Annotated in this window: 25 protein-coding genes; 15 read left to right on the forward strand and 10 right to left on the reverse strand. The window is 72.8% G+C overall.

Annotation, left to right across the window (positions count from 1 at the left end):
• Positions 1 to 86: 86 nt before the first annotated feature.
• Positions 87 to 1,541 (forward strand): glyceraldehyde-3-phosphate dehydrogenase, encoded by a 1,455-nt coding sequence (locus tag AC07CM_RS29210; RefSeq protein ID WP_478879432.1) that lies wholly within the window; start codon positions 87 to 89, stop codon positions 1,539 to 1,541.
• A gap of 70 nt (positions 1,542 to 1,611) precedes the next feature.
• On the opposite strand, the gene AC07CM_RS29215 is transcribed toward AC07CM_RS29210, so the two are convergent.
• Both AC07CM_RS29215 and AC07CM_RS29220 read right to left on the reverse strand, forming a co-directional pair.
• The gene (locus AC07CM_RS29215; protein ID WP_478879433.1) at positions 1,612 to 3,549 is read right to left on the reverse strand and encodes a collagenase; all 1,938 of its coding nucleotides are present in this window, start codon (positions 3,547 to 3,549) and stop codon (positions 1,612 to 1,614) included.
• Positions 3,550 to 3,700: 151 nt separating this feature from the next.
• Entirely contained in the window at positions 3,701 to 4,654 is a 954-nt protein-coding gene (locus AC07CM_RS29220) for a LysR family transcriptional regulator (RefSeq protein WP_478879434.1), read from the reverse strand.
• Between the two features lie 325 nt (positions 4,655 to 4,979).
• Here AC07CM_RS29220 and AC07CM_RS29225 point away from each other — a divergent pair, with 325 nt between their 5' ends.
• The 6 genes from AC07CM_RS29225 (at position 4,980) to AC07CM_RS29250 (ending at position 8,457) form a co-directional block, all read left to right on the forward strand.
• The gene (locus AC07CM_RS29225; protein WP_478879435.1) at positions 4,980 to 5,675 is read left to right on the forward strand and encodes a Clp protease N-terminal domain-containing protein; all 696 of its coding nucleotides are present in this window, start codon (positions 4,980 to 4,982) and stop codon (positions 5,673 to 5,675) included.
• Between the two features lie 242 nt (positions 5,676 to 5,917).
• Positions 5,918 to 6,319 (forward strand): type 1 periplasmic-binding domain-containing protein, encoded by a 402-nt coding sequence (locus AC07CM_RS29230; RefSeq protein ID WP_478879436.1) that lies wholly within the window; start codon positions 5,918 to 5,920, stop codon positions 6,317 to 6,319.
• Positions 6,283 to 6,429: a hypothetical protein gene (locus AC07CM_RS29235; RefSeq protein WP_478879437.1), complete on the forward strand. Its 147-nt coding sequence runs from the start codon at positions 6,283 to 6,285 to the stop codon at positions 6,427 to 6,429. Before AC07CM_RS29230 ends, AC07CM_RS29235 begins: the two co-directional genes overlap by 37 nt.
• The gene (locus tag AC07CM_RS29240) at positions 6,426 to 6,620 is read left to right on the forward strand and encodes a substrate-binding domain-containing protein (protein WP_478879438.1); all 195 of its coding nucleotides are present in this window, start codon (positions 6,426 to 6,428) and stop codon (positions 6,618 to 6,620) included. The genes AC07CM_RS29235 and AC07CM_RS29240 overlap by 4 nt, the downstream gene beginning before the upstream one ends.
• Positions 6,621 to 6,696: 76 nt before the next feature.
• Positions 6,697 to 7,266, forward strand: coding sequence for a TetR/AcrR family transcriptional regulator (locus AC07CM_RS29245; RefSeq protein ID WP_478879439.1), 570 nt, complete (start codon positions 6,697 to 6,699; stop codon positions 7,264 to 7,266).
• Positions 7,267 to 7,290: 24 nt separating this feature from the next.
• A complete protein-coding gene (locus tag AC07CM_RS29250) occupies positions 7,291 to 8,457 on the forward strand; it encodes a GDSL-type esterase/lipase family protein (RefSeq protein ID WP_478879547.1) in 1,167 nt (388 codons plus the stop codon).
• Positions 8,458 to 8,478: 21 nt separating this feature from the next.
• Here AC07CM_RS29250 and AC07CM_RS29255 read toward each other — a convergent pair whose 3' ends face one another.
• Positions 8,479 to 9,150 carry a class F sortase gene (locus AC07CM_RS29255; RefSeq protein WP_478879440.1) on the reverse strand — a complete coding sequence of 224 codons (672 nt, stop codon included), beginning with the start codon at positions 9,148 to 9,150 and terminating at the stop codon, positions 8,479 to 8,481.
• Positions 9,151 to 9,262: 112 nt separating this feature from the next.
• Positions 9,263 to 9,877 (reverse strand): hypothetical protein, encoded by a 615-nt coding sequence (locus tag AC07CM_RS29260; RefSeq protein ID WP_478879441.1) that lies wholly within the window; start codon positions 9,875 to 9,877, stop codon positions 9,263 to 9,265.
• A gap of 577 nt (positions 9,878 to 10,454) precedes the next feature.
• Between AC07CM_RS29260 and AC07CM_RS29265 the strand changes: the two genes are divergently transcribed.
• Positions 10,455 to 11,453 carry a Vgb family protein gene (locus AC07CM_RS29265; protein WP_478879442.1) on the forward strand — a complete coding sequence of 333 codons (999 nt, stop codon included), beginning with the start codon at positions 10,455 to 10,457 and terminating at the stop codon, positions 11,451 to 11,453.
• Between the two features lie 99 nt (positions 11,454 to 11,552).
• Complete coding sequence (locus AC07CM_RS29270) at positions 11,553 to 12,431, forward strand: SCO6745 family protein (RefSeq protein ID WP_478879443.1); 879 nt, start codon at positions 11,553 to 11,555, stop codon at positions 12,429 to 12,431.
• Positions 12,432 to 12,507: 76 nt separating this feature from the next.
• On the opposite strand, the gene AC07CM_RS29275 is transcribed toward AC07CM_RS29270, so the two are convergent.
• Complete coding sequence (locus tag AC07CM_RS29275) at positions 12,508 to 13,716, reverse strand: cytochrome P450 (RefSeq protein ID WP_478879444.1); 1,209 nt, start codon at positions 13,714 to 13,716, stop codon at positions 12,508 to 12,510.
• Positions 13,713 to 14,423, reverse strand: coding sequence for a cyclodityrosine synthase (locus AC07CM_RS29280; RefSeq protein ID WP_478879445.1), 711 nt, complete (start codon positions 14,421 to 14,423; stop codon positions 13,713 to 13,715). Before AC07CM_RS29280 ends, AC07CM_RS29275 begins: the two co-directional genes overlap by 4 nt.
• A 188-nt stretch (positions 14,424 to 14,611) precedes the next feature.
• On the opposite strand from AC07CM_RS29280, the gene AC07CM_RS29285 reads away from it, so the two are divergent.
• The 4 genes from AC07CM_RS29285 to AC07CM_RS29300 all read left to right on the forward strand — a co-directional run bounded on the left by AC07CM_RS29285 (position 14,612) and on the right by AC07CM_RS29300 (position 17,752).
• Positions 14,612 to 15,475 carry a fructosamine kinase family protein gene (locus tag AC07CM_RS29285; protein WP_478879446.1) on the forward strand — a complete coding sequence of 288 codons (864 nt, stop codon included), beginning with the start codon at positions 14,612 to 14,614 and terminating at the stop codon, positions 15,473 to 15,475.
• Positions 15,476 to 15,633: 158 nt separating this feature from the next.
• Positions 15,634 to 15,825 carry a putative ATP-grasp-modified RiPP gene (gene tgmA, locus AC07CM_RS29290; protein ID WP_319146478.1) on the forward strand — a complete coding sequence of 64 codons (192 nt, stop codon included), beginning with the start codon at positions 15,634 to 15,636 and terminating at the stop codon, positions 15,823 to 15,825.
• Positions 15,826 to 15,842: 17 nt separating this feature from the next.
• Complete coding sequence (tgmB, locus tag AC07CM_RS29295) at positions 15,843 to 16,826, forward strand: ATP-grasp ribosomal peptide maturase (protein ID WP_478879447.1); 984 nt, start codon at positions 15,843 to 15,845, stop codon at positions 16,824 to 16,826.
• A gap of 35 nt (positions 16,827 to 16,861) precedes the next feature.
• Entirely contained in the window at positions 16,862 to 17,752 is an 891-nt protein-coding gene (locus AC07CM_RS29300) for a Gfo/Idh/MocA family protein (protein ID WP_478879448.1), read from the forward strand.
• Between the two features lie 24 nt (positions 17,753 to 17,776).
• Here the strand turns inward: AC07CM_RS29300 and AC07CM_RS29305 are convergent, their stop codons facing one another.
• Positions 17,777 to 18,079 (reverse strand): hypothetical protein, encoded by a 303-nt coding sequence (locus AC07CM_RS29305; protein ID WP_478879449.1) that lies wholly within the window; start codon positions 18,077 to 18,079, stop codon positions 17,777 to 17,779.
• Positions 18,080 to 18,150: 71 nt separating this feature from the next.
• Positions 18,151 to 19,059 (reverse strand): GNAT family N-acetyltransferase, encoded by a 909-nt coding sequence (locus tag AC07CM_RS29310; RefSeq protein ID WP_478879450.1) that lies wholly within the window; start codon positions 19,057 to 19,059, stop codon positions 18,151 to 18,153.
• Positions 19,060 to 19,287: 228 nt separating this feature from the next.
• Between AC07CM_RS29310 and AC07CM_RS29315 the strand changes: the two genes are divergently transcribed.
• Positions 19,288 to 20,430, forward strand: coding sequence for a PP2C family protein-serine/threonine phosphatase (locus tag AC07CM_RS29315; RefSeq protein WP_478879451.1), 1,143 nt, complete (start codon positions 19,288 to 19,290; stop codon positions 20,428 to 20,430).
• 24 nt (positions 20,431 to 20,454) lie between these two features.
• On the opposite strand, the gene AC07CM_RS29320 is transcribed toward AC07CM_RS29315, so the two are convergent.
• Complete coding sequence (locus AC07CM_RS29320; protein WP_478879452.1) at positions 20,455 to 20,895, reverse strand: Lrp/AsnC family transcriptional regulator; 441 nt, start codon at positions 20,893 to 20,895, stop codon at positions 20,455 to 20,457.
• 17 nt (positions 20,896 to 20,912) lie between these two features.
• Entirely contained in the window at positions 20,913 to 22,262 is a 1,350-nt protein-coding gene (locus tag AC07CM_RS29325) for a transaminase (RefSeq protein ID WP_478879453.1), read from the reverse strand.
• 340 nt (positions 22,263 to 22,602) lie between these two features.
• Between AC07CM_RS29325 and AC07CM_RS29330 the strand changes: the two genes are divergently transcribed.
• Positions 22,603 to 23,070 (forward strand): hypothetical protein, encoded by a 468-nt coding sequence (locus AC07CM_RS29330; RefSeq protein ID WP_478879454.1) that lies wholly within the window; start codon positions 22,603 to 22,605, stop codon positions 23,068 to 23,070.
• Positions 23,071 to 23,924 lie beyond the last annotated feature (854 nt).

Here is a 23,924-nt window from a genome sequence, read left to right on the forward strand (position 1 = left end):
GCTCCGCCTGCGAGGAAGACCCCCGCGAGGGCCGCGGCGGCGGTGCGGTTACCATATGAGCGCTGCCTAGCTCGAAAGATGGATCTGTGACTGTCAACGACGACTCGTTCACCAACTGGAAGATCCGCGAGGAGATCGCGGAGTCGATGATCCCGCTCATCGGGAAGCTGCACCGCGAGCGGGACGTGACCGTCCTGCTGCACAGCCGCTCCCTGGTGAACAAGTCGGTGGTCAGCATCCTCAAGACGCACCGCTTCGCCCGGCAGATCGCCGGCGCTGAGCTGTCGGTCACCGAGACGATGCCGTTCCTGCAGGCCCTGACCGCCCTCGACCTCGGGCCCTCCCAGATCGACCTCGGCATGCTGGCAGCCACCTACAAGGCCGACGACCGCGGCCTGAGCGTGGAGCAGTTCACGGCCGAGGCCGTCGCCGGTGCCACGGGCGCCAACAAGATCGAGCGCCGCGAGCCGCGCGACGTCGTGCTGTACGGCTTCGGCCGCATCGGCCGGCTCGTCGCCCGCCTGCTGATCGAGAAGGCCGGCTCGGGCAACGGCCTGCGGCTGCGCGCCATCGTCGTGCGCGGCGGCGGCGCCCGGGCCGCCGGGGATCTCGTCAAGCGTGCCTCGCTGCTGCGCCGCGACTCCATCCACGGCCAGTTCCAGGGCACGATCACCGTGGACGAGGACAGCAGCACCATCGTCGCCAACGGCAACGAGATCAAGGTGATCTACGCCGACGACCCGTCGCACGTGGACTACACCGAGTACGGCATTCGCGACGCCATCCTCATCGACAACACCGGCAAGTGGCGCGACCGCGAGGGCCTGTCCAATCACCTGCGCCCCGGCATCGAGAAGGTCGTCCTCACCGCGCCGGGCAAGGGCGACGTCCCGAACATCGTGCACGGCGTCAACCACGACACCGTCAAGCCGGACGAGCAGATCCTGTCCTGCGCCTCCTGCACCACCAACGCGATCGTCCCGCCGCTGAAGGCCATGGACGACGAGTACGGTGTGCTGCGCGGCCACGTGGAGACCGTCCACTCGTTCACCAACGACCAGAACCTGCTGGACAACTACCACAAGTCCGAGCGCCGTGGCCGTTCCGCGCCGCTCAACATGGTGATCACCGAGACCGGCGCCGCCTCGGCCGTGGCCAAGGCCCTGCCGGACCTCAAGGCGAAGATCAGCGGCAGCTCGATCCGTGTCCCCGTGCCGGACGTCTCGATCGCGATCCTCAACCTGCAGCTGGCCCGCGAGACCACCCGCGAGGAGGTCCACGACTACCTGCGCGACGTCTCGCTGACCTCGCCGCTCAAGCGCCAGATCGACTTCACCACGGCGCCCGACGCGGTCTCCAGCGACTTCATCGGCTCGCGTCACGCCTCGATCGTGGACGCCGGCGCCCTCAAGGTCGACGGTGACAACGCGATCCTCTACCTCTGGTACGACAACGAGTTCGGCTACTCCTGCCAGGTGGTCCGGGTCGTCCAGCACGTCTCGGGCGTCGAGTACCCGACCTACCCCTCGACTGCGGTGTGACGGACGGCCACGACGGCGTGCGGCCGCCGACCGGGGTTCCGGTCGGCGGCCGTTCTGCTCGGGCGCGTGGTCAGGTCCCGGTCGGCCTGGCGCAGGCGCCCGCGGCGCACGCCGTGAGCCACTGGTCGAAGTCGGCGTCGTAGCGGGTGCCGATGCCGTCGTGGTAGACGGCGTATCCGCCGGTGTAGTCACCGACGCGGAAGCGGGCGAGCATGCGCTGGACGTCGTCGGGATGCCGCTCGACCATGTAGCGCACGGCGAGGTAGCCCCACGGGTAGGTGCGGGTCACGTCGCTGTTGTCGTAGGTGTTCTCGAACAGGGTGCTCAGCCGGTACGTGTGCTTGCCGGCCTCCTGGACCGCCTGGGCGTCGGCGAGGTTCCGGTAGCCGTAGGAGACGTACTCGGCGAGGCCCTCGATCCACCACACGTCCGGCACCGAGATCTGTTGGCCGAAGTCGCCCTTCATGTCGTCACGGGCGTCGAGGAAGTGCGTGTACTCGTGGTTGAGGTTCCAGATCCGGGCCACGAATCCGTCGTCGTAGTCCTTCTGGTACATGATCGAGGTGGCGTGGTTGGCCGGGTCCGACGGGTCGCCCTCCAAGGTCATGCCGCCGTTGTCGGTGCTGATGTCGTAGATCGCACCGGCGTAGGTCTGGTAGTCGGCCCGGCTCGCGAAGACCACGAGCTGGAGGGTCGAGACGTACTGGCCGGGTATCGGACCGCCGGCCTTCACGAGCGAGCGGAAGTAGGCGTCCTGGTGCAGGACGCTCGCGCAGGCGGCGTCGAGGTCGGCGGCGGTCAGGGACTGCGCGCGGACGGTGACGTTCGCGTCGCAGTGGCGGGTGGTGGGCAGGACGGCCTCGGTCAGCTTCTCCGGCAGGCCGCACACGTCGTAGTACGAGCAGTTCGCGCTGTCGTAGTAGTTCGCCTGCGTCGCCACGGCCACCCAGAGACCGGCCGTCGGGCCCGTGATCGCGGTCTCGTCCAGCAGGTCCTTCGTCAACGGCCGTACGGTGTCCCGAAGTTCCGGGTGCTCGACGTAACGGGCCAGATTCATCCCGGCGTTGGAGTCCAGAAAGGCCAGGCTCGTGCCGAGCTGGTCCGTGTTGGCCAGCGCGAAGTCGTGGAGGGTGTCGATGATCCGCGGGTCGGCGTCGACCGCCTGGACGTACTCGGGGTTCCAGTTGCCGCGCCACAGGGGCGTGTAGACGTCGTTGACGGCCCTGATCATGCTGTCGACCGCGTCGTAGGAGCTGTCGTAGTCGTTCAGCAGCAGCCGGTAGACGTCCAGGTAGCGGCCCTGCTGGTCGGCGCTGTCGGTGAGGATGACCGTCTCGCCGAGGATGTCGCCGTTGGCGGCGCTGACGTCACGGGAGTGGGACCGGGCGAAGAAGGTGTCCAGGCCGGCCGTGACGGCGGTGGTGAGCCGGGAGGTGTACGAGCCCACGTCACCGGGGTGGTTGAACTGCACGTAGTAGCCGGCACGCAGGAACAGGACCAGTTGCTCCAGGCTGCCGGAGTTGTCGCCGCGGTACCGCCCGGCCGCGCTCGTGAACGCGTTCGCCACGGTCAGCATCTGCGCCTGCCGGAAGACGTCGCGCGCGTCCCTGCCGGTGACCGAGAAGAGGGTGTTCACGCAGTCCGTGGACGAGGCCTTCACGAACGACACGAGGGCGGCTCCGGTACGGCTGCCGAAGTCGGCCGGGGTGCAGGAGGCCGCCTTGCCCGAGGCGCGTGGGACGCTCTCCATACTGCGGGTGAACGTCGCCGCCCGGGGCGGGAGTTGCGCGGGGCTGAGCTTCCTTCCCTGGGTCGCGGGGCGTTCGGTGGCACCGGTGGCCCGGCCGGTGGGCGGCGGCACGGGGGCGGACTTCCCGGGCGCGGGGGCGGTCGTGCCGGCGTGCGGCCCGGGTGCCGCCAGCGCCGGTGTCGACAGCAGCCCGGCCACGGTGACGCAGACGGCGGCGGCGCCGGCCATGCGTCTGGGCAGCGCGAAGCGATAGCGCATCTGGGGTTCCTCCACGAAGGGATGCGCCTCTGTGGGGTGTTGAGGCGTGTGTGGCACTGTCTCAGCGCGCCACCCGCGTCAACAATGGCGTGTGACATAGCACATGGCACTGCCGGCTCATAACATCGCGACACGCTCCGGCAGCCGTCGGCTACGCGCCGGCGATGCTCCAGGTGCGGGCTGCCCAGGTCCTCAAGTGCGGCGCCTGGGCGACGAGATCACGGTAGGCGGCGGTGGCCGACTGGACGAGCGCGTCGACGACGTCCTCGCCGACGGCGCCGGGCCGCCAGGCCAGCACATAGCGGCACCACAGCGGCGAGCCGGCCAGCGGCTTGACCGCGACGTGCGGGATCGGGCGCAGCGTCGGCTGCACCAGGGACACCCCGAGCCCGTCGGCGATCATGCTCTGCAGCTGGGTCTGGTCGCCGAGGAACTCGTGCACGGCGACCGGGGTGAAACCGGCGGCCGCGCAGGCGTCGTAGAACACCCCGGGCCAGCCGGCACCGTCGTCCGGGGTCACGAACCAGTCGTCCTCGGCCAGGTCGGCCAGCTGCACCTGCGCGCACTGGCGCAGCCGGTGGCGGGACGGCAGGGCCACGAACGTCGGCTCGGTGACGATCCCGCGGTGCCGCACGGCGGTCGAGTGCCGCAGTTCCATGCCCGGGTAGTCGGCGGCGATGGCCGCGTCCACCGCGCCCTCCTCCAGCAGCTCGACGATCCGCGAGGAGGCGTAGACGCTGGTCACGGTGAGGGACAGTTCCGGCAGCCGGGTGCGGACGCGGGACACGGTGCCCGAGAGCATGGGCGAGTTGGTCGAGGCCACGCGCAGGGTGCGGCGGGGCCGCGCGGAGGCGGGGCGGTGACCGATGGCGTCGGCACGGGCCAGGACGTCCCGGGCCTGGGCGACGACCTCGGCGCCGTACCGGGTGGGCCGCACTCCGTTGGCGCTCCGTTCGAAGAGCGGCTCGCCCAGATGGCGCTCTATGCGTCTGAGCTGGGTGCTCACGGCGGGCTGGGTGTACCCGAGGTACGCGGCGGCGCGGCCCACGCTGCCCGCGTCGGCGATCGCGCACAGCACCCGCAGGTGCCGAAGCTCCAACTCCATCGGTCCACTCCCCGTTCCGTCCCACGGCCGGCCGCCGCGGAACGTCCGTCTCCCGCGAAACCGGTGCTCACAGCCACCGCCGGCCGTGGTCGGGACCGGCGGACGGAAGCGTTCCACCGCACCGCCGCGCGCACAAGTCGAGGGTCCGGAACCGTCGCGTTCCGTACGCGCGCCAGTACGCGTAGTCGGCCTCGTCCGGTGCCGAGCCGGCCCGACGGTCACGCATCGCGGACGGCGGCCCCTCTCGAACTACCCGCGAACTCCGCCAACCGGCTTGATGCAAGGGGCAGTTGACAAAGTCGAACTGTCAAGGCGTACTTGCCTCATGACTCTTCCCGATCTCGATGCACTGATCGCCGAAGTGGACCGGACCTGTGCCACCGCGTACCGTCCGGACGGACAGGAACAGCCTGACTGGCTGGCGCTGCTGGCCGCGGCCGCCGGCGTCGCGGGCAGGCTTCAGGCCCTGGCGGACGACCTGGTCGAGGACTATGTCGAGCACTGCCGGATGCACGGCAGTTCCTGGACCGACATCGGCGCCGCGCTCGGCGTGTCCCGGCAGGCCGTCCAGCAGCGATTCCAGGCACCCCACAAGCGCTACAGCCCGGACGCGATGACCGAGGACCTGCGCCGGACGATGGTCCACGTCAAGCGGGCCGCCGTCCACCACCGCAACAACTACATCGGCACGGAGCACCTGTTGTGGGGGCTCACCGCGGAGGTCAACAGCGCGACCCGGCTCCTGGGCGCGGCCGGAGTCCCCGCCGAGGACGTGCACCGGGCGATCGGCGCCAGGCTGAGCATGGGCGCCTCACAGGCCGCCGAGCGCATCGCCTGGACACCCTACTCGCGCAGGGCCATCGCCCTCGCCGAGACCCGGGCGCAGGAGCGGGGTGCGGAGCTCATCGACTGCGAGGATCTGCTGACCGGACTGGCGCAGGTCGGCCGCGGAGTGGCGGCCGCCGTGCTCACGGAGGCCGGCTTCGAGGGTGAGCAGCTCGACCCCGCGCGGCGGACGTAGCGCGCCAGGCCCGTCCCTTGACGGGGCCCGGTCGCGACGGGACCTTTTTCATCGATACGAAGGATCTCGGATCGGAGTACCCACGCGCCCACCGCCACCGCGATCATCGACCGACCGATCCCCGCCCGGCATCTGCGCCCCCCGATGGGCTGGAACAGCTGGGACCGCTACGGCACCTCGGTCACCGAGGACGAGGTGCTCGCCAACGCCGAGTTCATGCGTGACCACCCGCTCGCCCGCGGGTGAGCATCGAGCAGACCGGCGCCCGGCGGGAGAACGAGCCGGCGGCACTGGCCCTGTCCCGCAACCGGCTCTACGACTGGCTCATCCTCGCCACCGTCGGCATGGGCCCGGCCGACGTCGGGTCCCTGAAGGTCGACCGCCCCCTGGTCATCCTGGGCGAGCGGATCTTCGGCGGACCCGTGGACCATGTCGCCATGCCCAACGTCGAGGCCGCCGCGGACGCCACCCGGCAGCTGGCCGAGCGGGGCCGCCGGCGCTTCGCCCTGCTGTGCGGGGAACTGCGCGACGAGATCGACGTCTCAAGCCGGCGGCCGCCGGCCCGCCCGGGGACCCGGACCTGGCGCAGGGCCTGCCGTCGCTCACCATGGACGCCGCCGCCCGGCGGGCCCGGGCGATGGTGACGGGCGGGCTGCGCTTCGACGGCGTGTTCTGTGTGACGGACACCGTGGCGATGGGCGCGCTGCGCGGCCCGGCCGACGCGGGGGTGCGGGTGCCGGGGCAGGTCAGGTGATCGGCTTCGACAACGTCGACGAGAGCGCGTTCCTCGTCCCCTCGCTGTCCACCGTGGATCCGGACCACGACCTGATGCCCGAGCGCGCGGTCTCGCCCCTCGTCGCGCACCTCGGGCAGTCGGGGCCGCCGGAGCGGGAGGAGTTCGTCAGCCGCTTCTCGGTGGTGATCCGCGAGTCGACGGGCGACTGAACCTTACGCACCTCTTCCATTTGCCTAAAGGCTTTAGGAAGTCGCATAATCGCTTTCGGCAGATGGGAGTGAGTACATGGTGCGCGCAGGACTGACCGCCGAGCGCCTCGTCCGGGCGGGCGCGGAGCTGGCCGACGAGGTCGGCTTCGAGCAGGTGACGGTGTCGGCGCTGGCCCGGCGGTTCGACGTCAAGGTCGCGAGCCTGTACTCGCACCTGAAGAACTCCCAGGAACTGAAGACCGGGATCGCGCTGCTAGCGCTGGAGGAACTCGCCGACCGCGCCGCCGACGCACTGGCCGGCCGCGCGGGCAAGGACGCCCTCGAGGCCTTCGCGAACGTCTACCGCGACTACGCCCGCGAGCACCCCGGCCGCTACGAAGCGGCCCGGTTCCGGCTCGACCCGGAGGCCGCCGCCGCGAGCGCCGGCGGCCGGCACGCGCAGATGACCCGGGCGGTCCTGCGCGGCTACGACCTGGCCGAGCCCGACCAGACCCACGCGGTGCGTCTCCTCGGCAGCGTCTTCCACGGCTACGTCGGTCTGGAGGCGGCCGGCGGATTCAGCCACAGCGCCCCCGCCTCCGAGGAGTCGTGGACGCGGGTCCTGGACGCGCTCGACTCCCTGCTGCGCAACTGGCCCACCCCCTGACTCACTCGAACGCAGGCCGACATGATGCACACCACCCCGCTCACCGCCGACCTCGTACGCGGCGCCCTCGACCTGGAACGGACCGAGCACGGGCTGCTTCCGCACCGGCTGCCCGCCCGGGCCCGCGCCCAGTGCGCCGACCCGCAGCTGCGGATGGCGGAGTCCCAGCCCTCCGGTGTCCGCGTGGTCCTCCGCACCCGCGCCACCACCGTCGAACTCGACACCCTGCCGACCAAGCGGGTCTACGTCGGTGCCCCGCCGCGCCCCGACGGCCGGTACGACCTGCTCGTCGACGGACGCCCGGCCGGCAGCGCCTCGGCCACCGGCGGCAACACCCTGACGATCGACATGACCACCGGCACCACCGAGGTGCGGCCGGGCCCGGTCGGCACCGTGCGGTTCACCGGCCTTCCGGCCGTGGCCAAGGACGTCGAGATCTGGCTGCCGCACAACGAGACCACCGAACTCGTCGCCCTGCGCACCGACGCGCCCGTCGAACCGGTGCCCGACCGGGGCCGCAGTGTGTGGCTGCACCACGGCAGTTCGATCAGCCACGGATCCGACGCCGCGAGCCCCACCACCACCTGGCCGGCCCTCGCCGCCTCGCTCGGCGGGGTCGAGCTGGTCAACCTCGGCCTCGGCGGCAGTGCGCTCCTCGACCCGTTCACCGCACGCGCCCTGCGCGACACGCCCGCCGACCTGATCAGCGTCAAGATCGGCATCAACCTGGTCAACACAGACCTGATGCGGCTGCGCGCGTTCGGGCCCGCCGTCCACGGCTTCCTCGACACCGTCCGCGAGGGCCATCCCGACACGCCGCTGCTCGTGGTCTCGCCGATCCTGTGCCCCATCCACGAGGACACGCCGGGCCCCACGGCCCCGGACCTCACCGCCCTGAGCGCCGGGCGAATGCGGTTCCGGGCCACCGGGGATCCGGCGGAACGGGCGTACGGAAAGCTCACCCTCGGTGTCGTCCGGGAGGAACTGGCCCGGATCGTGCGGCAGCGGGCCGCGGAGGACCCGCGTCTGCACCACCTCGACGGCCGCGACCTCTACGGGGAGGCGGACGCCGCCGAACTGCCGCTGCCCGACGACCTCCACCCGGACGCCGCCGCGCACCGCCGGATCGGGGAACGCTTCGCCGCGCTGGCCTTCGCCCCCGGCGGCCCCCTCGCCGACGGCGCGGCCTGACCGCACCGGTCCGCGGGGGCGTCACACGAGGTGGGCGAAGACCACCAGGTTGTCGGTGTAGTCCTTGACCGAATGGTCGTAGTCCCCCGCGCAGGTGATCAGCCGGACCTCGGGGCGGTCCGTGTCGGCGTACACGCGCGTGCTGGGGAAGTCGTCCTTGGCGAAGGTCTCCTTGTCGTCCACGACGAAGTGCGCGGTCAGCCCGTCGGCGCGGTCGACGGAGAACCGGTCGCCGGGTTCGAGGTCGTCCAGGTTGGCGAAGACGGCCGCGGAGGTCACCGTGTCGACGTGGCCGGCGATGATCGAGGTGCCGTCCTCGCCGGGCGTGGCGCCCTTGGCGTACCAGCCGACCAGGTTGGTGTTGTCCGCCGGCGGGGGTTCGAGCTGGCCCGTGGGGGCGAGGGTGAGGGCGGCGAAGGGGGCGTCCACGGAGATCTTCGGGATGAGGAGCCGGAGCGGCGCTGAGCGGGGCAGCGGCTCGACGGCCCGTTGCGGATCGGGCCGCACCGCGCTCGTCGCGCCCGAGGCCCGGGGTACGACCGGGGTCTCGTTCGAGCGGTTGTGGCCGCCGAACAGGCTGACGGCGAGGAAGACGATCGCCACGCCCCACAGCGTCAGCCGCCCGCCGATTCCGGGGGGCTGGCCCTGCGTCGCCGGTTCTGCGGTGGGCGGGGAGTGGGGCTCTGCTGCCATCGGACACCACCTCACTCGGCACGGCAGCACGGGGGTCGGGGCCCGGGAGACGCGGGCCGCCGGCACGGTGGGCGCCGGCGGCGGCCGCGGTCCCCCGGAAGCGGGAGTGCGGTCAGGCGGCCGGCGCGGTCGCCTTCTTGCGGCGCAGTGCGTACATGCCCGTGGCGCCTACGGCGAGCACGGCCAGGCCGCCCGCGGTGACTCCGGGCGTGGCGAGGGCGCCGCCTCCGGTGTGCATGCCGCCGCGGGGCTTCTCGTGGTCGTCGCCGCCCCAGTCGTCCTTGCCGCCTCCGCTGTCCTTGCCGCCGCTGTCCCGGCCGCCCCCGCTGTCCCGGCCGCCCCCGCTGTCCCGGCCACCGCCACTGTCCCGGCCACCGCCACTGTCCTTGTCTCGGGAGCTGTCGTCGTCGCCGGAGTTCCAGTCGTCACCGCGCACGGCCGCGAGGGCGCCGCCGCCCGTGTGCATTCCGCCGTGCGGCCGGTCGTGGCCGCGGTCGCTGTCGTGGTCCGTGCTGTAGTCGTCACCGTGCTCCTTGCCGGAGCCCTTGTCGTGGTCGCTGTCGGAACCCTTGTCGCGGCCGGAACCGCTGTCGTGGTCGCTGCTGTACGAGGAATCGTCACGGCCCCAGTCGTCCCCGGCCGGTACGGCGAACGCGGCCCCGGGCGTGGCGAAGGAGAGGGCGGCGGTGGCGGCCGCCGTGGCGAGGAGGATGCGGGCAGAACGCATGTCGAGGTCCTTCCGCCGTGACCGGGCAGCGGATACGGCATCAGCTGAATGGACCCGGCCTCGACATGAACCACCGTCAGTCAGCTGGTTGCAGCGCACCATCCGGGCCGCCCAGCCGGGTCAACGCTCCACCCGTCTGTCCCAGCGACACGCCGAAGCACCCCCCGTCCGGGCCAGTCGGCTTCACCCGGCGGGCCCCAGGCCGGCTGTCAGCCCGGCAGCCCCCTCCCCCGCCCGGCCGACGCAGGTAAGGACGAGGCTGTGCCGGACGGCTGCACCGCGTGCGCGCCGGCTCGTCGTCCCGTCGGCCCGGCCGTGCGCCCGCGGAAAGCGCGGGCGTGGGCCCTCCGGCAGGAGCACAACTCGTGGCCCGAGCCGCGCAGTTGGCTGTCCCAGTCGGCCCGCATCAGGCAACAGTCCATGCTCGGCGAGATCCGGGTGCCGCCCCGGCGCGCGGGAGCCGGCGTCCCCCGTCCGGGCGGATTCGGCCGTACGGCGGTGCGGGCACCCATAGCCATGAATCCGACGAGCCATCACATCGGCGGCGCCCGCTCCCCCGCCGGGAAGGGGCCGCACCGTGCCCGCCGCAGCCCCGCTCGGACGCGGACCCCGCCGCCTGTTCACCGCGGCCCTGGGTGCCCTGATCGGGCTCACCACCGTCGCCGCCCCGGTCCTGGCCGACTCCGGAGGGGTGACGGAGTATCCGATCACCACCACGGCCGACACCGTCCCCGCCGGCCTCACCACCGGACCGGACGGTGCGCTGTGGTTCGCGGGGTCGGGTGTCGGCCGCATCGGGCGGATCACCGCCGAGGGCAAGGTCACCGACTTCCCCACCTCGAGCCCGGACAGTCTCCCCCTCGCCATCACCACGGGTCCGGACCGGGCGCTGTGGTTCACCGAGGGGAACGCGAACAGGATCGGGCGGATCACCACCGCCGGCCGGCTCAGCGAGTTCCCGGTGCCGACGGCGGACAGCTTCCCGGCCGGGATCGCGCCCGGACCCGACGGTGCCCTGTGGTTCACCGAGCAGAACGGCAACCGGATCGGCCGCATCACCACCTCGGGCCGGGTCACCGAGTACCCGGTGCCCACCGCGAGCGCCGCCCCCCACTCCATCGCGGCGGGCCCGGCAGGCACTCTGTGGTTCACCGAGCTGACCGGCAGGAGGATCGGACGGATCGACGTCACGGGCCGGATCACCGAGTTCCCGCTGCCGGGCGGCTCCGGCTTCCCCGACGACATCGTCGCGGGCCCCGGCGGCATGTGGTTCACCACGTCCGGCGTGGACTCCGTCGGTCGGATCACCGCCGCCGGCCGCGTCACCGGGCTTCCGCTGCCCGGCCCGGACAGCGGCCCGAGCGGCATCACGCGGGGGCCTGACGGGCGGGTGTGGTACGCCGACCAGGCCGGACGGATCGGACGGGTCGGCGCGAACGGCGCGATCACCACCGTGCCGGTGCCGGGCGGCGCCGACAGGGTGCCGTTCCGCATCACCGCGGGCCCCGATCGGACCCTGTGGTTCACGGAACTGATCGGCAACGCCGTCGGACGCGTCCGGGCTCTCTCCCGTTGATGCCGGGGCGCCGAGGCCGGGAGTTCGGCCGTACCCACTTGTTATGACTGCCGTCATAGCGCAGTCTTGTGCCACTGGCCGAGGCGGTGGGAGGACCGAGTGACGGGCGGGATCGCACGGGAGATGTGGGAGCGACTGGAGCCGGTGCACGACCTCGTGTACTTCGCGCCCGAGGCGCGACGGGCGGCCGACGCGCTGGGGATGCGCGGGTACTGGATGGGCTACTTCGCGCTGCGGGCGGCTCCGCTCGGCGCGGTGTCCCCGTCCGTGGTGACGAGTTGTTTCTACGTCTTCCACCCCGACCGGGTGGCCCGTGCGCTGCCCGACGCCTGGGGGTACGCGGCTCCGGCGGACGTGCTGACGGCCCGGTGGGAGGCCCTGGACGCGGCCATGACCGGCCTGTTCGGGGCGGACGTGGTGGGGTCCGCCGAGCTCGCGGAGGCGGCCGACCTGGCGTGGGAGGCGGCGGCCGGAGCGGACACGGCGGGGCGGGTGCTGGCCGCCGCGAACCAGGCGCTGGAGCGGCCGGAGCGGCCGACGGCACGGCTGTGGCAGGCCCTGACGACCCTGCGCGAGCACCGGGGCGACGGCCATGTCGCGGTCCTGGTGAGCCTGGGGCTCGGGCCGGTGGAGGCCATGGTGCTCAAGGCGGCGGCCGGGGAGTCCGACGGACCGTTCCTGCGGGAGACGCGCAAGTGGCCGGCCGAGGACTGGGCGGCCGCCGGGGCCGCTCTGCGCGAGCGCGGTTTCCTCGCCGAGGACGGATCACTGACCCGCGCGGGTGCGGCCGGGCGCGCGTACGTCGAGACACGCACCGACGAGGCGGCCGAGGGCCCCTGGACCGGGCTCGGCGCGGAGCGCACCGCGCGGCTGGCCGACCTGCTGGACCCGCTGGCCCGTACCGTCGTGGACTCGGGGCTGCTGCCGCCCGGCAATCCGGTGGGACTGACCGGACAGCACGCCGTCGCCGGCCGCTGACGGCCGGGCACGCCGGCGTCCCCCGCCCGGGGTGCCGGGCGGGGGACGCCGTACCGGGCGTACGGACGGCGTGCGGCTACCAGGTCACCGGCAGCCGTTCGGGGATCCGCTTCATGAAGCCGGTGCGCCACACGAGTTGGCCGGAGGGCACGGCCAGCGCGAGGTCCGGCAGGCGGTCGAGCAGGACCTCCAGGGCGATCCGGGCGTGTGCGCGGCCGAGGGCGGTGGCCGGGCAGTAGTGGGCCCCGCCGCCGAAGGAGAGGTGGTCGGCGGCGTTGTCGCGGTGGACGTCGAAGCGGTGCGGGTCGGGGAACTTGGCCGGGTCGAGGTTCGCGCCCTCCACCAGGACCAGGGCCAGTTCGCCCGCGCGTACCACGACGTCGCCGAGCCGGACGTCCTGGAGCACGACGCGCGGCAGGGCGTCGCCGATGGAGAGGTTCACCCGCAGCAGCTCCTCCACGCCCGGACCGATCAGATCGGGGCGGTCCCTGAGCAGGTCACGGGCTATGGGGTGGGTGAGCAGGTAGACCAGGGCCATGGCGAGGAAGCCCGAGGTGGAGATGACCCCGGCGCCGAACATGGTGACGCCGACCGTGGCCAGCATCTCGTCGGTCAGGTGGGCGTAGTCGGGGTCGTCGCGCAGGGCGGCGAGCTCACCCATGAGGCCGTGCGTGGCCGGATCGTCGAGGAGGGCGGACATCCGGGCGATGTCCCGGTCCCAGTTGATCTTCGCGCCGGTGACCGGGCACGGGGAGTTCATGAAGGCGATGTCCAGGCTGCGCAGGAAGGCCGGGGCCTCGGTCTGCGGGATGCCGAGGACGCGGCAGTGCATGCCCGCCGAGTACGGCTCGCAGAACGCTCCGCGCAGGTCGGCCGTGGGCCCGTCGGCGACCATCAGATCGACCAGGCGGTGGGCTTCCTCGCGCAGCCGGTCCAGCAGGCCGGGCGCCTTGGGGTTGAGCGCCTTCAGCACCGCCCGGCGCAGTCCCGCGCCGGTGATGTTGCCCATGTTGTTCACGATCTCCGGCGGGATCGTGAGCGCGTACTGGCGGGGGGCGCCGGGCGCCGAGGTGTCCTTGAGGGAGAAGCGGTCGTCCTTCAGGACCTGTTGGCACAGCTCGTAGGAGGACACCAGCCACGCCTCGTCGCCGGCGATGGTCCGCACACGCCGCACGGGGGTGGCGGCCCGCAGGTCCTCGACCTCGGCGGGCACGCGGGTGCCGTCCCAGGAGAACGGGAAGTCCGGCAACGGCGGCCGGGGGCTGATGTCGGGGGCGGCGGTCATGCCGCGGCTCCTTCCGGGGCGGCGGGCGTCACGATGGCGTGGCCCTGGTTGCGGGAGGCGCGGAGCCCCGCGCCGCGGGAGTACAACAACTCGGCCATCGGCAGCAGTTGGTGGTAGCAGTTGAGCGAGGACGGCACCTTGAGGATGGCGGGGGTGTCCAGGAACAGCGGCGCCTCGGCGCACACGTAGTCCAGGCACACGGCGCGCTGCCGCTCGTCGGCCGGTTCGCCGCGGGCCGACAGGAAGCGGCTCACCAGGGCGTGGCAGACGGTGCGGAAGTCGGCGTCGGAGCGCAGCCTGGCCTGCAACCGCCGGTGGATGTCCTGGTAGGCGGGGTTGGTGCGGAAGGCCGACATCGGGTGCCAGTCGAGCCGGGTGCCGTCAGGGTCGGCCGCCGACACCGCGTCGCGGACCTTCGCCCGCACGCCCCGCAGGTTCTTCACCGCCTTGCGGCGGGCCTCGTCCGGCGCGTAGCCGGACGCCTCGTACATCTCGGCCACGTACAGGTCGGTGTAGACGAAGTCGACCCTGTCGAAGTGGTCCAGTCCCCAGCGGGCGAGGTCGTGCAGGCGTTGGGCGGAGAAGTAGCTGTTGCCCGGGGACACGCCGATCACGGCGTGTGCGCCCTCGCCGAAGATGACTTCGCACTGGGAGGTGTAGGGCTGGACTTCGAAGACGTCGGCCATCAGCACGGATGCTGTGGTCACGGGGGAAATCCTCCGCCGCGCGCTAGTCCCTCGAGGGCCCTGTGCCCCTGGTGTGGCGACGCGGCGCCCTCACGCTAGCCGTACGCCGTCAACACGGGTAGTAACTGCCTGGGTTTGGCCTAAAACAGTCGTATCAATGGTCGAAGTGCCCTCACGAGAGCCTCATTCACGGGTCGTACGCTGGGGCCGTGGTCAACCGAGACGAGGATGCGGGGCAGGCGGCGGCCCGGCTCACCGGGCGCCCGGTCACGGGCACGAGGGCGGCGTCCGGCTCGCCGGCCGAGGTGACGCTCGAGGGCGGCACGGTGGTGATGGTCAAGCGTGGCGACCCACCCGGGGCCGTATGCGCGGAGGTGGCCGGGCTGCGCTGGCTCGGGGAGGCGGGCGCGGTCCGGGTGCCCGAGGTGCTCGGCCACGACGAGCGGTGGATGGTCACCGAGCGCGTACCGACCGGGCATCCCGACGGCGAAGCGGCGCTGCGTTTCGGCCATGCGCTGGCGGCCCTGCACGCCGCCGGAGCGCCGGCGCTCGGCGCGCCGCCGCCCGGCGGGCCCGAAGAGGCGTACATCGGCCTCGCGCCCATGCGCAACGCACCGGGGAACGAGTGGCCGGCCTGGTACGCCGAGCACCGGGTGCTGCCGTACCTGCGCCGCGCTGTCGACGCCGGCACCGTGCGGCCCGCGGAGGCAGTCGTGGTCGAGCGGGTCTGCGAGCGGCTCCCGGAGCTCGCCGGGCCGGCCGAACCGCCCGCGCGGCTGCACGGCGACCTGTGGAACGGCAATGTGCTGTGGGGCGCCGACGGGGAGGTCCGGCTCATCGACCCGGCCGCGCACGGCGGGCACCGGGAGACCGACCTGGCGATGCTCCGGCTGTTCGGCTGCCCGCATCTGGACCGGGTGCTGGCCGGCTACCGGGAGGTGGCGCCGCTCGCCGACGGCTGGCGGGAACGGGTCGGCCTGCACCAGCTCTTCCCCCTGCTGGTGCACGTGGTGCTGTTCGGGCGTGGCTATGCCGACCAGGCGATCGCGGCGGCCCGCGGGGCCCTCGCGTGATGAATCCGCGGCGCCGTCGCGGAGCCTCGCGGCCTCCTTCGGCGTCCTACTAGCCGACGCCCGAACGGTCCCGCTCCGGACCATGGTTACGGAGCGTAAGGAAACCAATCACCCGTTCGATTCGTATAAGGACGTGAAAGCCGAATCAGGGAGAGACCATGCAACCGTTCACGCTCAACTACGCGCGCCCTGCTGTGCAGTTGGACGTCACCACTCCGTACGCGTACGACTCCGGACTGCAGTTGAACGTCCTCCCGGACGGACGGATCGCCGCCATGGACCACGCGACCCTGAGAGCGCTCGGGACAACGACCTCCACGGCCGGGTCCAAGACGCACTTCGACGACTGACCGCGGGCCGACGGAAGATGACCGTGCTCATCCTGACCAGTGAAGAGGACGTGACGGCGGACATGGTGGTCCTCCGGCTGGGCGAGACGGGCGTACCCGTCGTCCGGCTCGACCCCGCCGATCTGACCAACGGGGTGGCTCTGTCGGGCGAGTACGTGCAGGGCGCCTGCCGCGGACACCTGTCCGTCGGCGGGCGCCTGGTGAGCATGAGCGGCCTGCGCTCCGTGTGGGTGCGCAGGCCGGGGGACGCGGCCGCGCGCGCCGCCCAGCCGTCCGGCTGGCTGACGGAGGAGTCGTCCCAGGCGCTGTACGGCATGCTGCGGTGCACCGACGCGCGCTGGATGAACCATCCGGACGCGGCGCGCCGGGCCCGCCACAAGCCCTGGCAGCTACGGCTCGCCCAGCACAGCGGACTCGCGGTACCGGCCACACTGATCACGACGTTCCCGCAGGCGGCCCGGGAGTTCGCCGAGCGTTTCCCGGACCTGGTGGTCAAGCCGGTCTCCGGCGCGCATCCGCAGGAGCCGCCGCGAGCGGTGCCCACCAGCCGGGTGGCGCCGGACACCGACTTCTCGGCCGTCGCCTTCGGCCCGACCCTGCTGCAACGGCGGATCGCCAAGCGGGCCGACATCCGGCTCACGGCCGTCGGCGACCGGCTGCTGGCCGCGCGCAAGCCGGTCGATCCGGACGCCCGCCCCGACGACGTGGACGTACGCTTCGCGCCCTCGGCCTCTCCCTGGCTGCCGGTGGACGTTCCCCCGCGTGTCGCGGAGGCGGTGCTCCGTTACCTCAAGGGTGCCGAACTGGCGTACGGTGCGTTCGACTTCGCGGAGGACGCGGACGGGATCTGGTGGTTCCTGGAGTGCAACCAGTCCGGCCAGTTCGGCTTCGTCGAGATGGACACCGGCCTGCCGATCGCCGAGACCATCGCGCGATGGCTGGCCGGGGACGGGGAGCCGGCGGTTCCGTGTGTCGACGGCGACCGGGGCAGGGCGTCGTGAGGCCACCGGAAGCGGTACCGAGAAAGGAACGCGACATGCGCATCGGACTGCTGGGCACTGGCCCCTGGGCCCGGGCGGCCCACGCCCCCGCCCTCGCCGGGCACACCGGCCTGGACTTCGCCGGGGTGTGGGGCCGCCGCCCGGAGGCGGCCCGCAAGCTGGCGGAGCAGTACGGCGTCCGGGCGTACGAGGACGTGGACGCGCTGCTGGCCGACGTGGACGGGGTGGCCGTGGCCCTTCCTCCGGCCGTGCAGGCCGAGTTGGCGGTGCGGGCCGCACGGGCGGGCCGCCATCTGCTGCTGGACAAGCCCGTGGCGGTGGGGGTCGCAGACGCGCGGGCCGTCGCCGAGGCGGCGGAGCGGGCCGGGGTGGCCTCGGTGGTGTTCTTCACCACACGCTTCCAGAAGGAACCGGAGGCCTGGATCGACGAACAGGCCGCCACGGCGGGCTGGTTCACGGCGCGGGCACAGTGGCTGGGTGCGGTGTTCACCAGCGACAGTCCGTTCGCGGGCTCTCCCTGGCGGCGGGAGAAGGGCGCGCTGTGGGACGTGGGACCGCACGCCCTGTCCGTGCTGCTGCCGGTGCTCGGCGACGTACGGCAGGTCCTGGCGGCGGCGTACGGCCCCGCCGACACCGTGCACCTGGCCCTCGACCATGCAACGGGCGCGTCGAGCACGCTCACGCTGAGCCTGACGGCTCCGCCGGCGGCGGCCGGCGCCGACCTGGAGCTGCGGGGCGAGGCCGGCGTGTCGCTGCTGCCGAGAAGCTCCGAGGGCGCGGTCCCCGCCCTCACCCGGGCCGCGGACGCCCTGCTGACCGCCGCCCGCACGGGCCGCCCGCACGCCTGCGACGCCGCGTTCGGCCTGCGGGTCACGGAGATCCTCGCGGCGGCGGAGTCCCGCCTGACCGGGGGACCGGGGGACTAGGGCTTTCTCTCGGACCAGGCCTGCCTACGCCTCCTCGAAGGGCTCGTCGCTCCAGCGGAACCAGGCCCGGTCCCCCTCGATGTGCAGCAGGAACTCGGGGACCGGGTCACGCGGCGAGGACAGCGAGACACGGCGGCCCGTCTCTCCGTACACCGCCTCCCACTCCTCGCCGGCCGTCTCTTCGTCCCGCTCCAGCAGCACGAGTTCCCGGGCGAAGAGATCCTGTACGGCGGGGAAGCCGGGGCCGGCGGTGAACCGGCCCGACAGCCAGGGGAAGTCGGCGTCGTCGATCAGGATCTCGCCGACCGGCTCGTCCCCGGCGCGCACGCGCCACACCTCGCCGTCGAAGCCCGTGGCCCCTCCCCCGTGCCGCTGCCTGTCACTGCCCCGTCAGCATCTCACCCGCCACTGACAACGCCCTCGGACCAGAAGTTCAGGCGTTCCCGTACGACGGGGTAGCCGGCCCTGGTGAAATGTGCGGCCATGGGCGTGTTGGTCCGGTCGGTGGCGCCGGCGACGAACTCGGCGCCGCGTTCGACCAGGAAGTGGGTGCACTCGGCGAGCAGGTCGTAGGCGTAGCCGTGGCCTCGGTGTTCCGGAAGGACGCCGATGAAGCCGATGCAGGGTCCGGACGAGTTGCGGGCGGGGATGTGGATGCCGGCCGTCTCACCCTGGGGTGTGCGGGCGATCCGCCACCATTCCCGTGGCGAGGGGAACCAGTGGAAGATGTCGAGTTCCTCCTGGGCGGCCAGATCCACTCCGCCCCGCGCGATGGCCCGGCGGGCGTGGGCGTCCAGGGTGACGGAGTGGATGCGGCGCAGGGCGTCGAAGAACACGGAGTCGTCCGGTTCGGCGGAGAAGACCAGCCGCCCGGGGCGCTCGGGCAGGCCCCGCTCCGCCGTCCAGCGGTACAGGAAGCGCTCCACCAGCGGTTCGTATCCGGCCCTGCGGGCGGCGGCGGTGCGGATGGCGACGGCGGCATGCCGCTCGGGGACGGCACGCCAGCCGGTGGGCAGGTCGAGTTCGAGCTCCTCGGTGTGCCAGGGGGCGGTGCGCAGGAGTTCGGCTCCGGCGTCCTCCTCGCCCTCGGCCACGTCGAACCAGTTGATCAGGAGCGGCTCGGGGTCCTCGGGCCGGGCCCACCACGCGGCGCGGGCCACGACCCGGCCGTCGCGCAGTGCGACCCGCTTCCAGTCGGGGCGGTACCGGGTCTGCCGGTGCTTCTCCCGCAGGTCCAGCGGGTCGGGCAGGCTGTCGAAAAGGTGGGCACTGCTCTCGTCGAGCGTGCGGATGACCACAGCGGTCATGGATTTCCTCCGGGATGCGTACGGCGCTGAACGAAAAGCGCTCCCGGTCGGATCAGACGTGGCACGCCCGCGGAACGGGGAGGGGGGAGCGCTGGATGACCTTGAACCGCATGACGCTCGCCTCCTTCCGTCCGTCTCGGGCGTGCCGCACACGCTAAGCGGGCGGCCGGTCCCGCGTCGAGCGGTTTTCCCGGGGCTGCGCCCCCGGTGACGGCGTAGCGTGGGGATGTGCCATCGGTGCGCGGCTGGTCGTCGCGTCGGAACCCGGATGAGCGCGGCTGGCTGCGGGGCGCGCCACCGCCGTGGTGGGTCCGGGTGCTGCCGGTGCTGTTGCTGGTCGGGGTGACCCTGGCCACCCTCGTCACCCCCCATGCCAGTGATCTCGGCTTCCTGCTGGGCGCGATTCCGCCGCTCGCCGTCCTCTCCTACGGGCCCCTGGCGACCGCAGTCCTCGGCGGGCTGGTCGTCGTGGTGCTGCATCTGCCGAACACACACCTGAACCGCCCCGGCAACACCGATCTGCTCACCATCGTGTTCGTCGCCCTGCTGAGTGTGTTCGTCTCCTACGTCCGCAGTCACCGCGACGCCCAGCTGCACACGGAGCGCTCGATCGGGGAGGCCGTGCAGCGGGCCGTGATGCCGCCGCTGCCGGAGCGCGTCGGGCCGGTGGCGTGCGCGGGCTTCTACCGGGCCGCCCAGGACGGGACGCTGGTGGGCGGCGACTTCTTCGACGTGCGGGAGGGGCCGTACGGTGTCCGCGCGGTGATGGGCGACGTGCGGGGGCACGGGCTGGCGGCGGTCGCGACGGTGGTGGCGCTGCTGGGGGCGTTCCGGGAAGCGGTGCTGGACCAGCCGGACCTGGAGTCCGTCGCGTCCCGGATGGACCGCAGGCTGGCGGTGGACTCGGCGGGTGTGCGGCACGCGGAGCTGTTCGCGACCGCGGTGCTGCTGGAGTTCACGGTCGACGCACGGGCGGCCCGGGTGGCCGTCTGCGGGCATCCGGCACCGGTGCTGCTGCACGCGGGCCGGGCCCGGGAGGTTCCCGTCACGGCGGCCGCTCCGCTGGGCCTCGGGCTGGTCGACGTCGATCCGCCGAAGGAGGTCACGGTGCCGCTCGGGCCGGGCGACCGCCTGCTGATCGCGTCCGACGGCGTCTGGGAGGCCCGGGACGCCGCCGACGACTTCTATCCGCTGCCCGAGCGGCTGGGCACCCTGGCGGACACCCCGTCCGGCGAACTCGCCGGCGCCATATGGGCGGACATCGCACGCCTGCGTTACGAGGTCCGCGACGACGCGACCATGCTGGTCCTGACGCCCGAGCCGGCCGCCGCCCGAACACGCTCACCCCGTGAGGGCGTGGGCCGGCGGTGACTCACCCGTCGGCCCATGTCCCCGTCAGCCCACGTCCCACAGGAAGCGGTGGGTGTGGATGCCGAAGTACGGGAAGGTCTGGACCTCACGGACGCCCTCGATGGGCCGCACCACGTCATTGACGAAGTCCAGCAGGTCCTTGGGACCCGGCGCGACCACCTCCGCGAACAGGTCGAAACCGCCGGAGGTGAGCACCGAGTAGACCACCTCGGGACGTTCGGCCAGGGCGTCCGCGACCGTGCGCGGGTCGCCGTCGACGCCGATGCCGAGCAGCGCCATGGCCTGCCCGCCCATCGCCATCGGGTCCGTGACGCCGACGACCTGCACGGCCCTGGAGTCCAGCAGGCGTTGCAGGCGCTGCCGGGCCGCCGAAGCGGACAGGCCGACCTTCGGGCCGAGGTCGGCGTAGGCGATGCGGCCGTCGGTCTGCAGCTCGCGCAGGATGGCCCGGTCGATGTCGTCCATCTGTGCCACGGTGCCCCTCACCCCGCCAGGTCGGCGAGGGCCGCGGCGAAGACCTCGGTGTGCGTGTCGACGTCCTGCTCGGTGGTGTCGGGGCACATCAGCGCCATGTTGTGGAACGGGGTCAGCAGGATGCCGCGGTTGGCGAGGTAGAGGTGCAGGAAGTCCTCCAGCTCGGGGTCGGCGGCCGCCGCGGACTCGGTGCCCGTGCGCGGCGCCGGCGAGGTGAAGCGGTACTCGGTGCGGGCGCCGAGGCGGCTGACGGACCAGGGCAGGTGGTGGGCCTCGACACCGGCCCGGACGCCGGACTCGAAGCGTTCGGAGAGCTTCGCCATGCGGGCGAAGGCCTCCTCGGTGAGGACCTCTTCCAGGGTGGCCCGCATCGCGGCGACCGACAGGGCGTTGCCGGCGAGGGTGCCGCCGACGCCGCCCATGTCGACGAGGTCCAGGTCCGCGCGGGCCAGCAGCCGTTCGGCCAGCTCTCCGGAGAGGCCGTAGGCCCCGGCCGGGATGCCTCCGCCGATCGCCTTGCCGATGGTGAGCAGGTCGGGCTCGAGGTCCCAGGCCGCCGTGCAGCCGCCGGGCCCCGCGGAGAAGGTGTGGGTCTCGTCGTTGATCAGCAGGGTGCCGTACCGCCGGGTGAGGCCCCGTACGCCGGCGAGGTAGCCGGGTTCGGGCAGGACGATGCCGATGTTGGTGAGCGCGGGCTCCATCAGGACGGCGGCGACGTCTCCGTGGGCCAGCTCGCGTTCGAGTCCCGTGAGGTCGTTGAACTCGGCGACCCTGCTGGTCAGGGTGACGTCGCAGGGTGCGCCGACGTTGCCGGGGCGGGGGGTGCCGTGTCCGTCCGGGCCGACGACGATCAACGACTCGTCGACGCTGCCGTGGTAGCTGTAGCTGTTGACGAGGATCTTCGGACGTCCGGTGACCGCCCGGGCGAGCCGGATCGCCCATCGGTTGGCGTCGGTCGCGGTCAGCGAGAAGCTCCAGCGGGCCAGGCCGAAGCGGCGGGTCAGCTCGGCGCCCACCCACTCCGCGTCCTCCGTGGGCAGCATGGCGGTGGCCCCGCCCAGGCCGGCGAACCGGCGCTCGACCGCCTCGGTGACGGGGGCCGGCGAGTGACCGGCCATCGCTCCCGTGTCACCGAGGCAGAAGTCGATGTACTCGTGCCCGTCCACATCGGTGACCCGGGCGCCGCGCGCGCCTGCCAGATACCGGGGGAAGGCTCCGGCCGTCTTGTTCATCCAGGTCATCGGCACCCGCCCGAAGAGGTGGTCGGCCCCTGCGTAGGCCGCCCGGGAGCGCGGGTTGCGGCGTTCGGCCCCGGCGCTCTCGCGGGCCAGGAGGGCGTTCAGACGCGTGCGGTCCATGGAATACCTCGGTACGGGGCGATGACGGAACAGCGTGAGCCTACGACCGAAAACGCGACATCTTCAAGGTGTGGCGCATGATTCGATCGCGGTCACGCTTGAATCGTGCGCGGAACGAGCTGGGCCGTCCAAGAGGGTGACGCATCCCCTCTTACGGATGACGAACACGCGCTTCGTGTTCGCACAAGACGTCTCAAACGCCAGGCCGCGCCACCCCTTCCGCCAGGTAGAAATATCTACCAGCATGCATATGCCGGGTTGGCGTGCACGTGCACCGAGTGCCCGGTCACGGCCGTTTCCCGCGCCCTGGCGGACGAGCGAGGATCACCCGGAGCAGTGCATGACGAACAGGATGTGGATGCGGGGCGTGGAGTGGCTGGCCGCGGCGGCGGCCGATCCGCGCGCCTGCAAATGGGAGTGGGACCACGGCGAGGGCGTCACGCTCCTGGAGGCGGGCCGGTTCTGGGACGTCCTGAGCGTTCCCGACCGGCTCGGCCTGCTCACCCTCGACCTGCTGTGGCGGCCCTCGCTGCCGGTGCCGGGGCCGACGCTGGTGGACACCGCCGCGGGCCGGGTCGGGTTCCTCCTCCCACCCGACCCGTCCGGCGGCTGGATCGGCGACGGCCTGCGGTACGCGACCAAGGGCTCCTGGGTCGCGGTACCGCCGCCGTACCGGCCCGCCCGCTTCCTGGAGTGGCTGGTCCCGCCGGACGGCACCGGCACCCTGCACAGGCCCGGCACCCTGGAGGCGGCGCTGCGGGAGGCCAACGGCACGCTGGCGGTCCTCGCGCCGCTGTGCGAGCAGTAGCGGATCAGGAGCGTTCGCGCTCGGACCGGATGCGCACCTTGACACCGGCGGGGGGGGCCGACGGGATCTCCGGTCGCGCGGGCCCCTTACGGCTCTGCGCCCGCCTCTCCGCGACGAGTTGGGCGTAGATCGGCTCACGCGCAGGACCCACCGGGGCCCCGCGGTTCGTCCGGTCGACGCGGTCGACGACGTTCATGCCGGGGCAACGCCCGGGACGCGCCACCGGTGAGCCCGGCGCGCCGGGCTCACCGGGTCGGGCGAGGACGCCCCTCGAACGGGACCTTCCACCCGTCCGACAAACTTCCCGCACCGACCCGCCGCACGACCACGACCGATCCCGCGGGAACGCATTCGGCCACCCGGCACACCGCCTGGCGAGCAGCCTCGACGGACCACCCTCACGAGCACCCTCTCTCCACCGGCCGACGAGCGCGGGCGCGCGTCGAGACGGCGTACGGCCACGACCGTTCCCGAAGCGGGCCAGGCGTGGCCGCCTCCCGACGGATCACCCGCCCGGGCACGGGCCGAAGCGCCGCACGAGCTCCAACGGGGACCCGCGGAGGGGCGTGTGCGGCCGACAGGCGGGGCCGCGGGGGCGCTCCTATGCTGGGGAGACGGGCTCCGAGGTCTCGCCCACCGCACGTTCGGCTCTCACGTGCTTGGAGTCAGCCCATGTCGCACACGTCCGCACGCCTGCGCCGGGGGGCCGCGCTCGCCGTCGTGGTGGGGACGCTGACCGCGCCGCCGGCCGGGGGCGGCCCCCCCGGGGGGGGACCCCCCCCCCTCTCCCCCCCGTTCTTCCCCCACCCCCCCCGCCCCCCCCCCCCCCCCGGGGGGGGCGGCCAACCCCCCCC

It is taken from the genome of Streptomyces sp. NPDC044061, from assembly GCF_056434305.1.

Excerpts from the sequence above, each read along its gene's own strand:
- AC07CM_RS29220 (WP_478879434.1), bottom strand. The coding sequence starts at position 4,654 with ATGGAGTTGGAGCTTCGGCACCTGCGGGTGCTGTGCGCGATCGCCGAC.
- AC07CM_RS29250 (WP_478879547.1), top strand. The coding sequence starts at position 7,291 with ATGCACACCACCCCGCTCACCGCCGACCTCGTACGCGGCGCCCTCGAC.
- AC07CM_RS29320 (WP_478879452.1), bottom strand. The coding sequence starts at position 20,895 with ATGGACGACATCGACCGGGCCATCCTGCGCGAGCTGCAGACCGACGGC.
- AC07CM_RS29310 (WP_478879450.1), bottom strand. The coding sequence starts at position 19,059 with ATGACCGCTGTGGTCATCCGCACGCTCGACGAGAGCAGTGCCCACCTT.
- AC07CM_RS29245 (WP_478879439.1), top strand. The coding sequence starts at position 6,697 with ATGGTGCGCGCAGGACTGACCGCCGAGCGCCTCGTCCGGGCGGGCGCG.
- AC07CM_RS29225 (WP_478879435.1), top strand. The coding sequence starts at position 4,980 with ATGACTCTTCCCGATCTCGATGCACTGATCGCCGAAGTGGACCGGACC.
- AC07CM_RS29260 (WP_478879441.1), bottom strand. The coding sequence starts at position 9,877 with ATGCGTTCTGCCCGCATCCTCCTCGCCACGGCGGCCGCCACCGCCGCC.
- tgmB (WP_478879447.1), top strand. The coding sequence starts at position 15,843 with ATGACCGTGCTCATCCTGACCAGTGAAGAGGACGTGACGGCGGACATG.
- AC07CM_RS29325 (WP_478879453.1), bottom strand. The coding sequence starts at position 22,262 with ATGGACCGCACGCGTCTGAACGCCCTCCTGGCCCGCGAGAGCGCCGGG.
- AC07CM_RS29255 (WP_478879440.1), bottom strand. The coding sequence starts at position 9,150 with ATGGCAGCAGAGCCCCACTCCCCGCCCACCGCAGAACCGGCGACGCAG.
- AC07CM_RS29215 (WP_478879433.1), bottom strand. The coding sequence starts at position 3,549 with ATGCGCTATCGCTTCGCGCTGCCCAGACGCATGGCCGGCGCCGCCGCC.
- AC07CM_RS29235 (WP_478879437.1), top strand. The coding sequence starts at position 6,283 with ATGGACGCCGCCGCCCGGCGGGCCCGGGCGATGGTGACGGGCGGGCTG.
- AC07CM_RS29300 (WP_478879448.1), top strand. The coding sequence starts at position 16,862 with ATGCGCATCGGACTGCTGGGCACTGGCCCCTGGGCCCGGGCGGCCCAC.
- AC07CM_RS29275 (WP_478879444.1), bottom strand. The coding sequence starts at position 13,716 with ATGACCGCCGCCCCCGACATCAGCCCCCGGCCGCCGTTGCCGGACTTC.
- tgmA (WP_319146478.1), top strand. The coding sequence starts at position 15,634 with ATGCAACCGTTCACGCTCAACTACGCGCGCCCTGCTGTGCAGTTGGAC.
- AC07CM_RS29330 (WP_478879454.1), top strand. The coding sequence starts at position 22,603 with ATGACGAACAGGATGTGGATGCGGGGCGTGGAGTGGCTGGCCGCGGCG.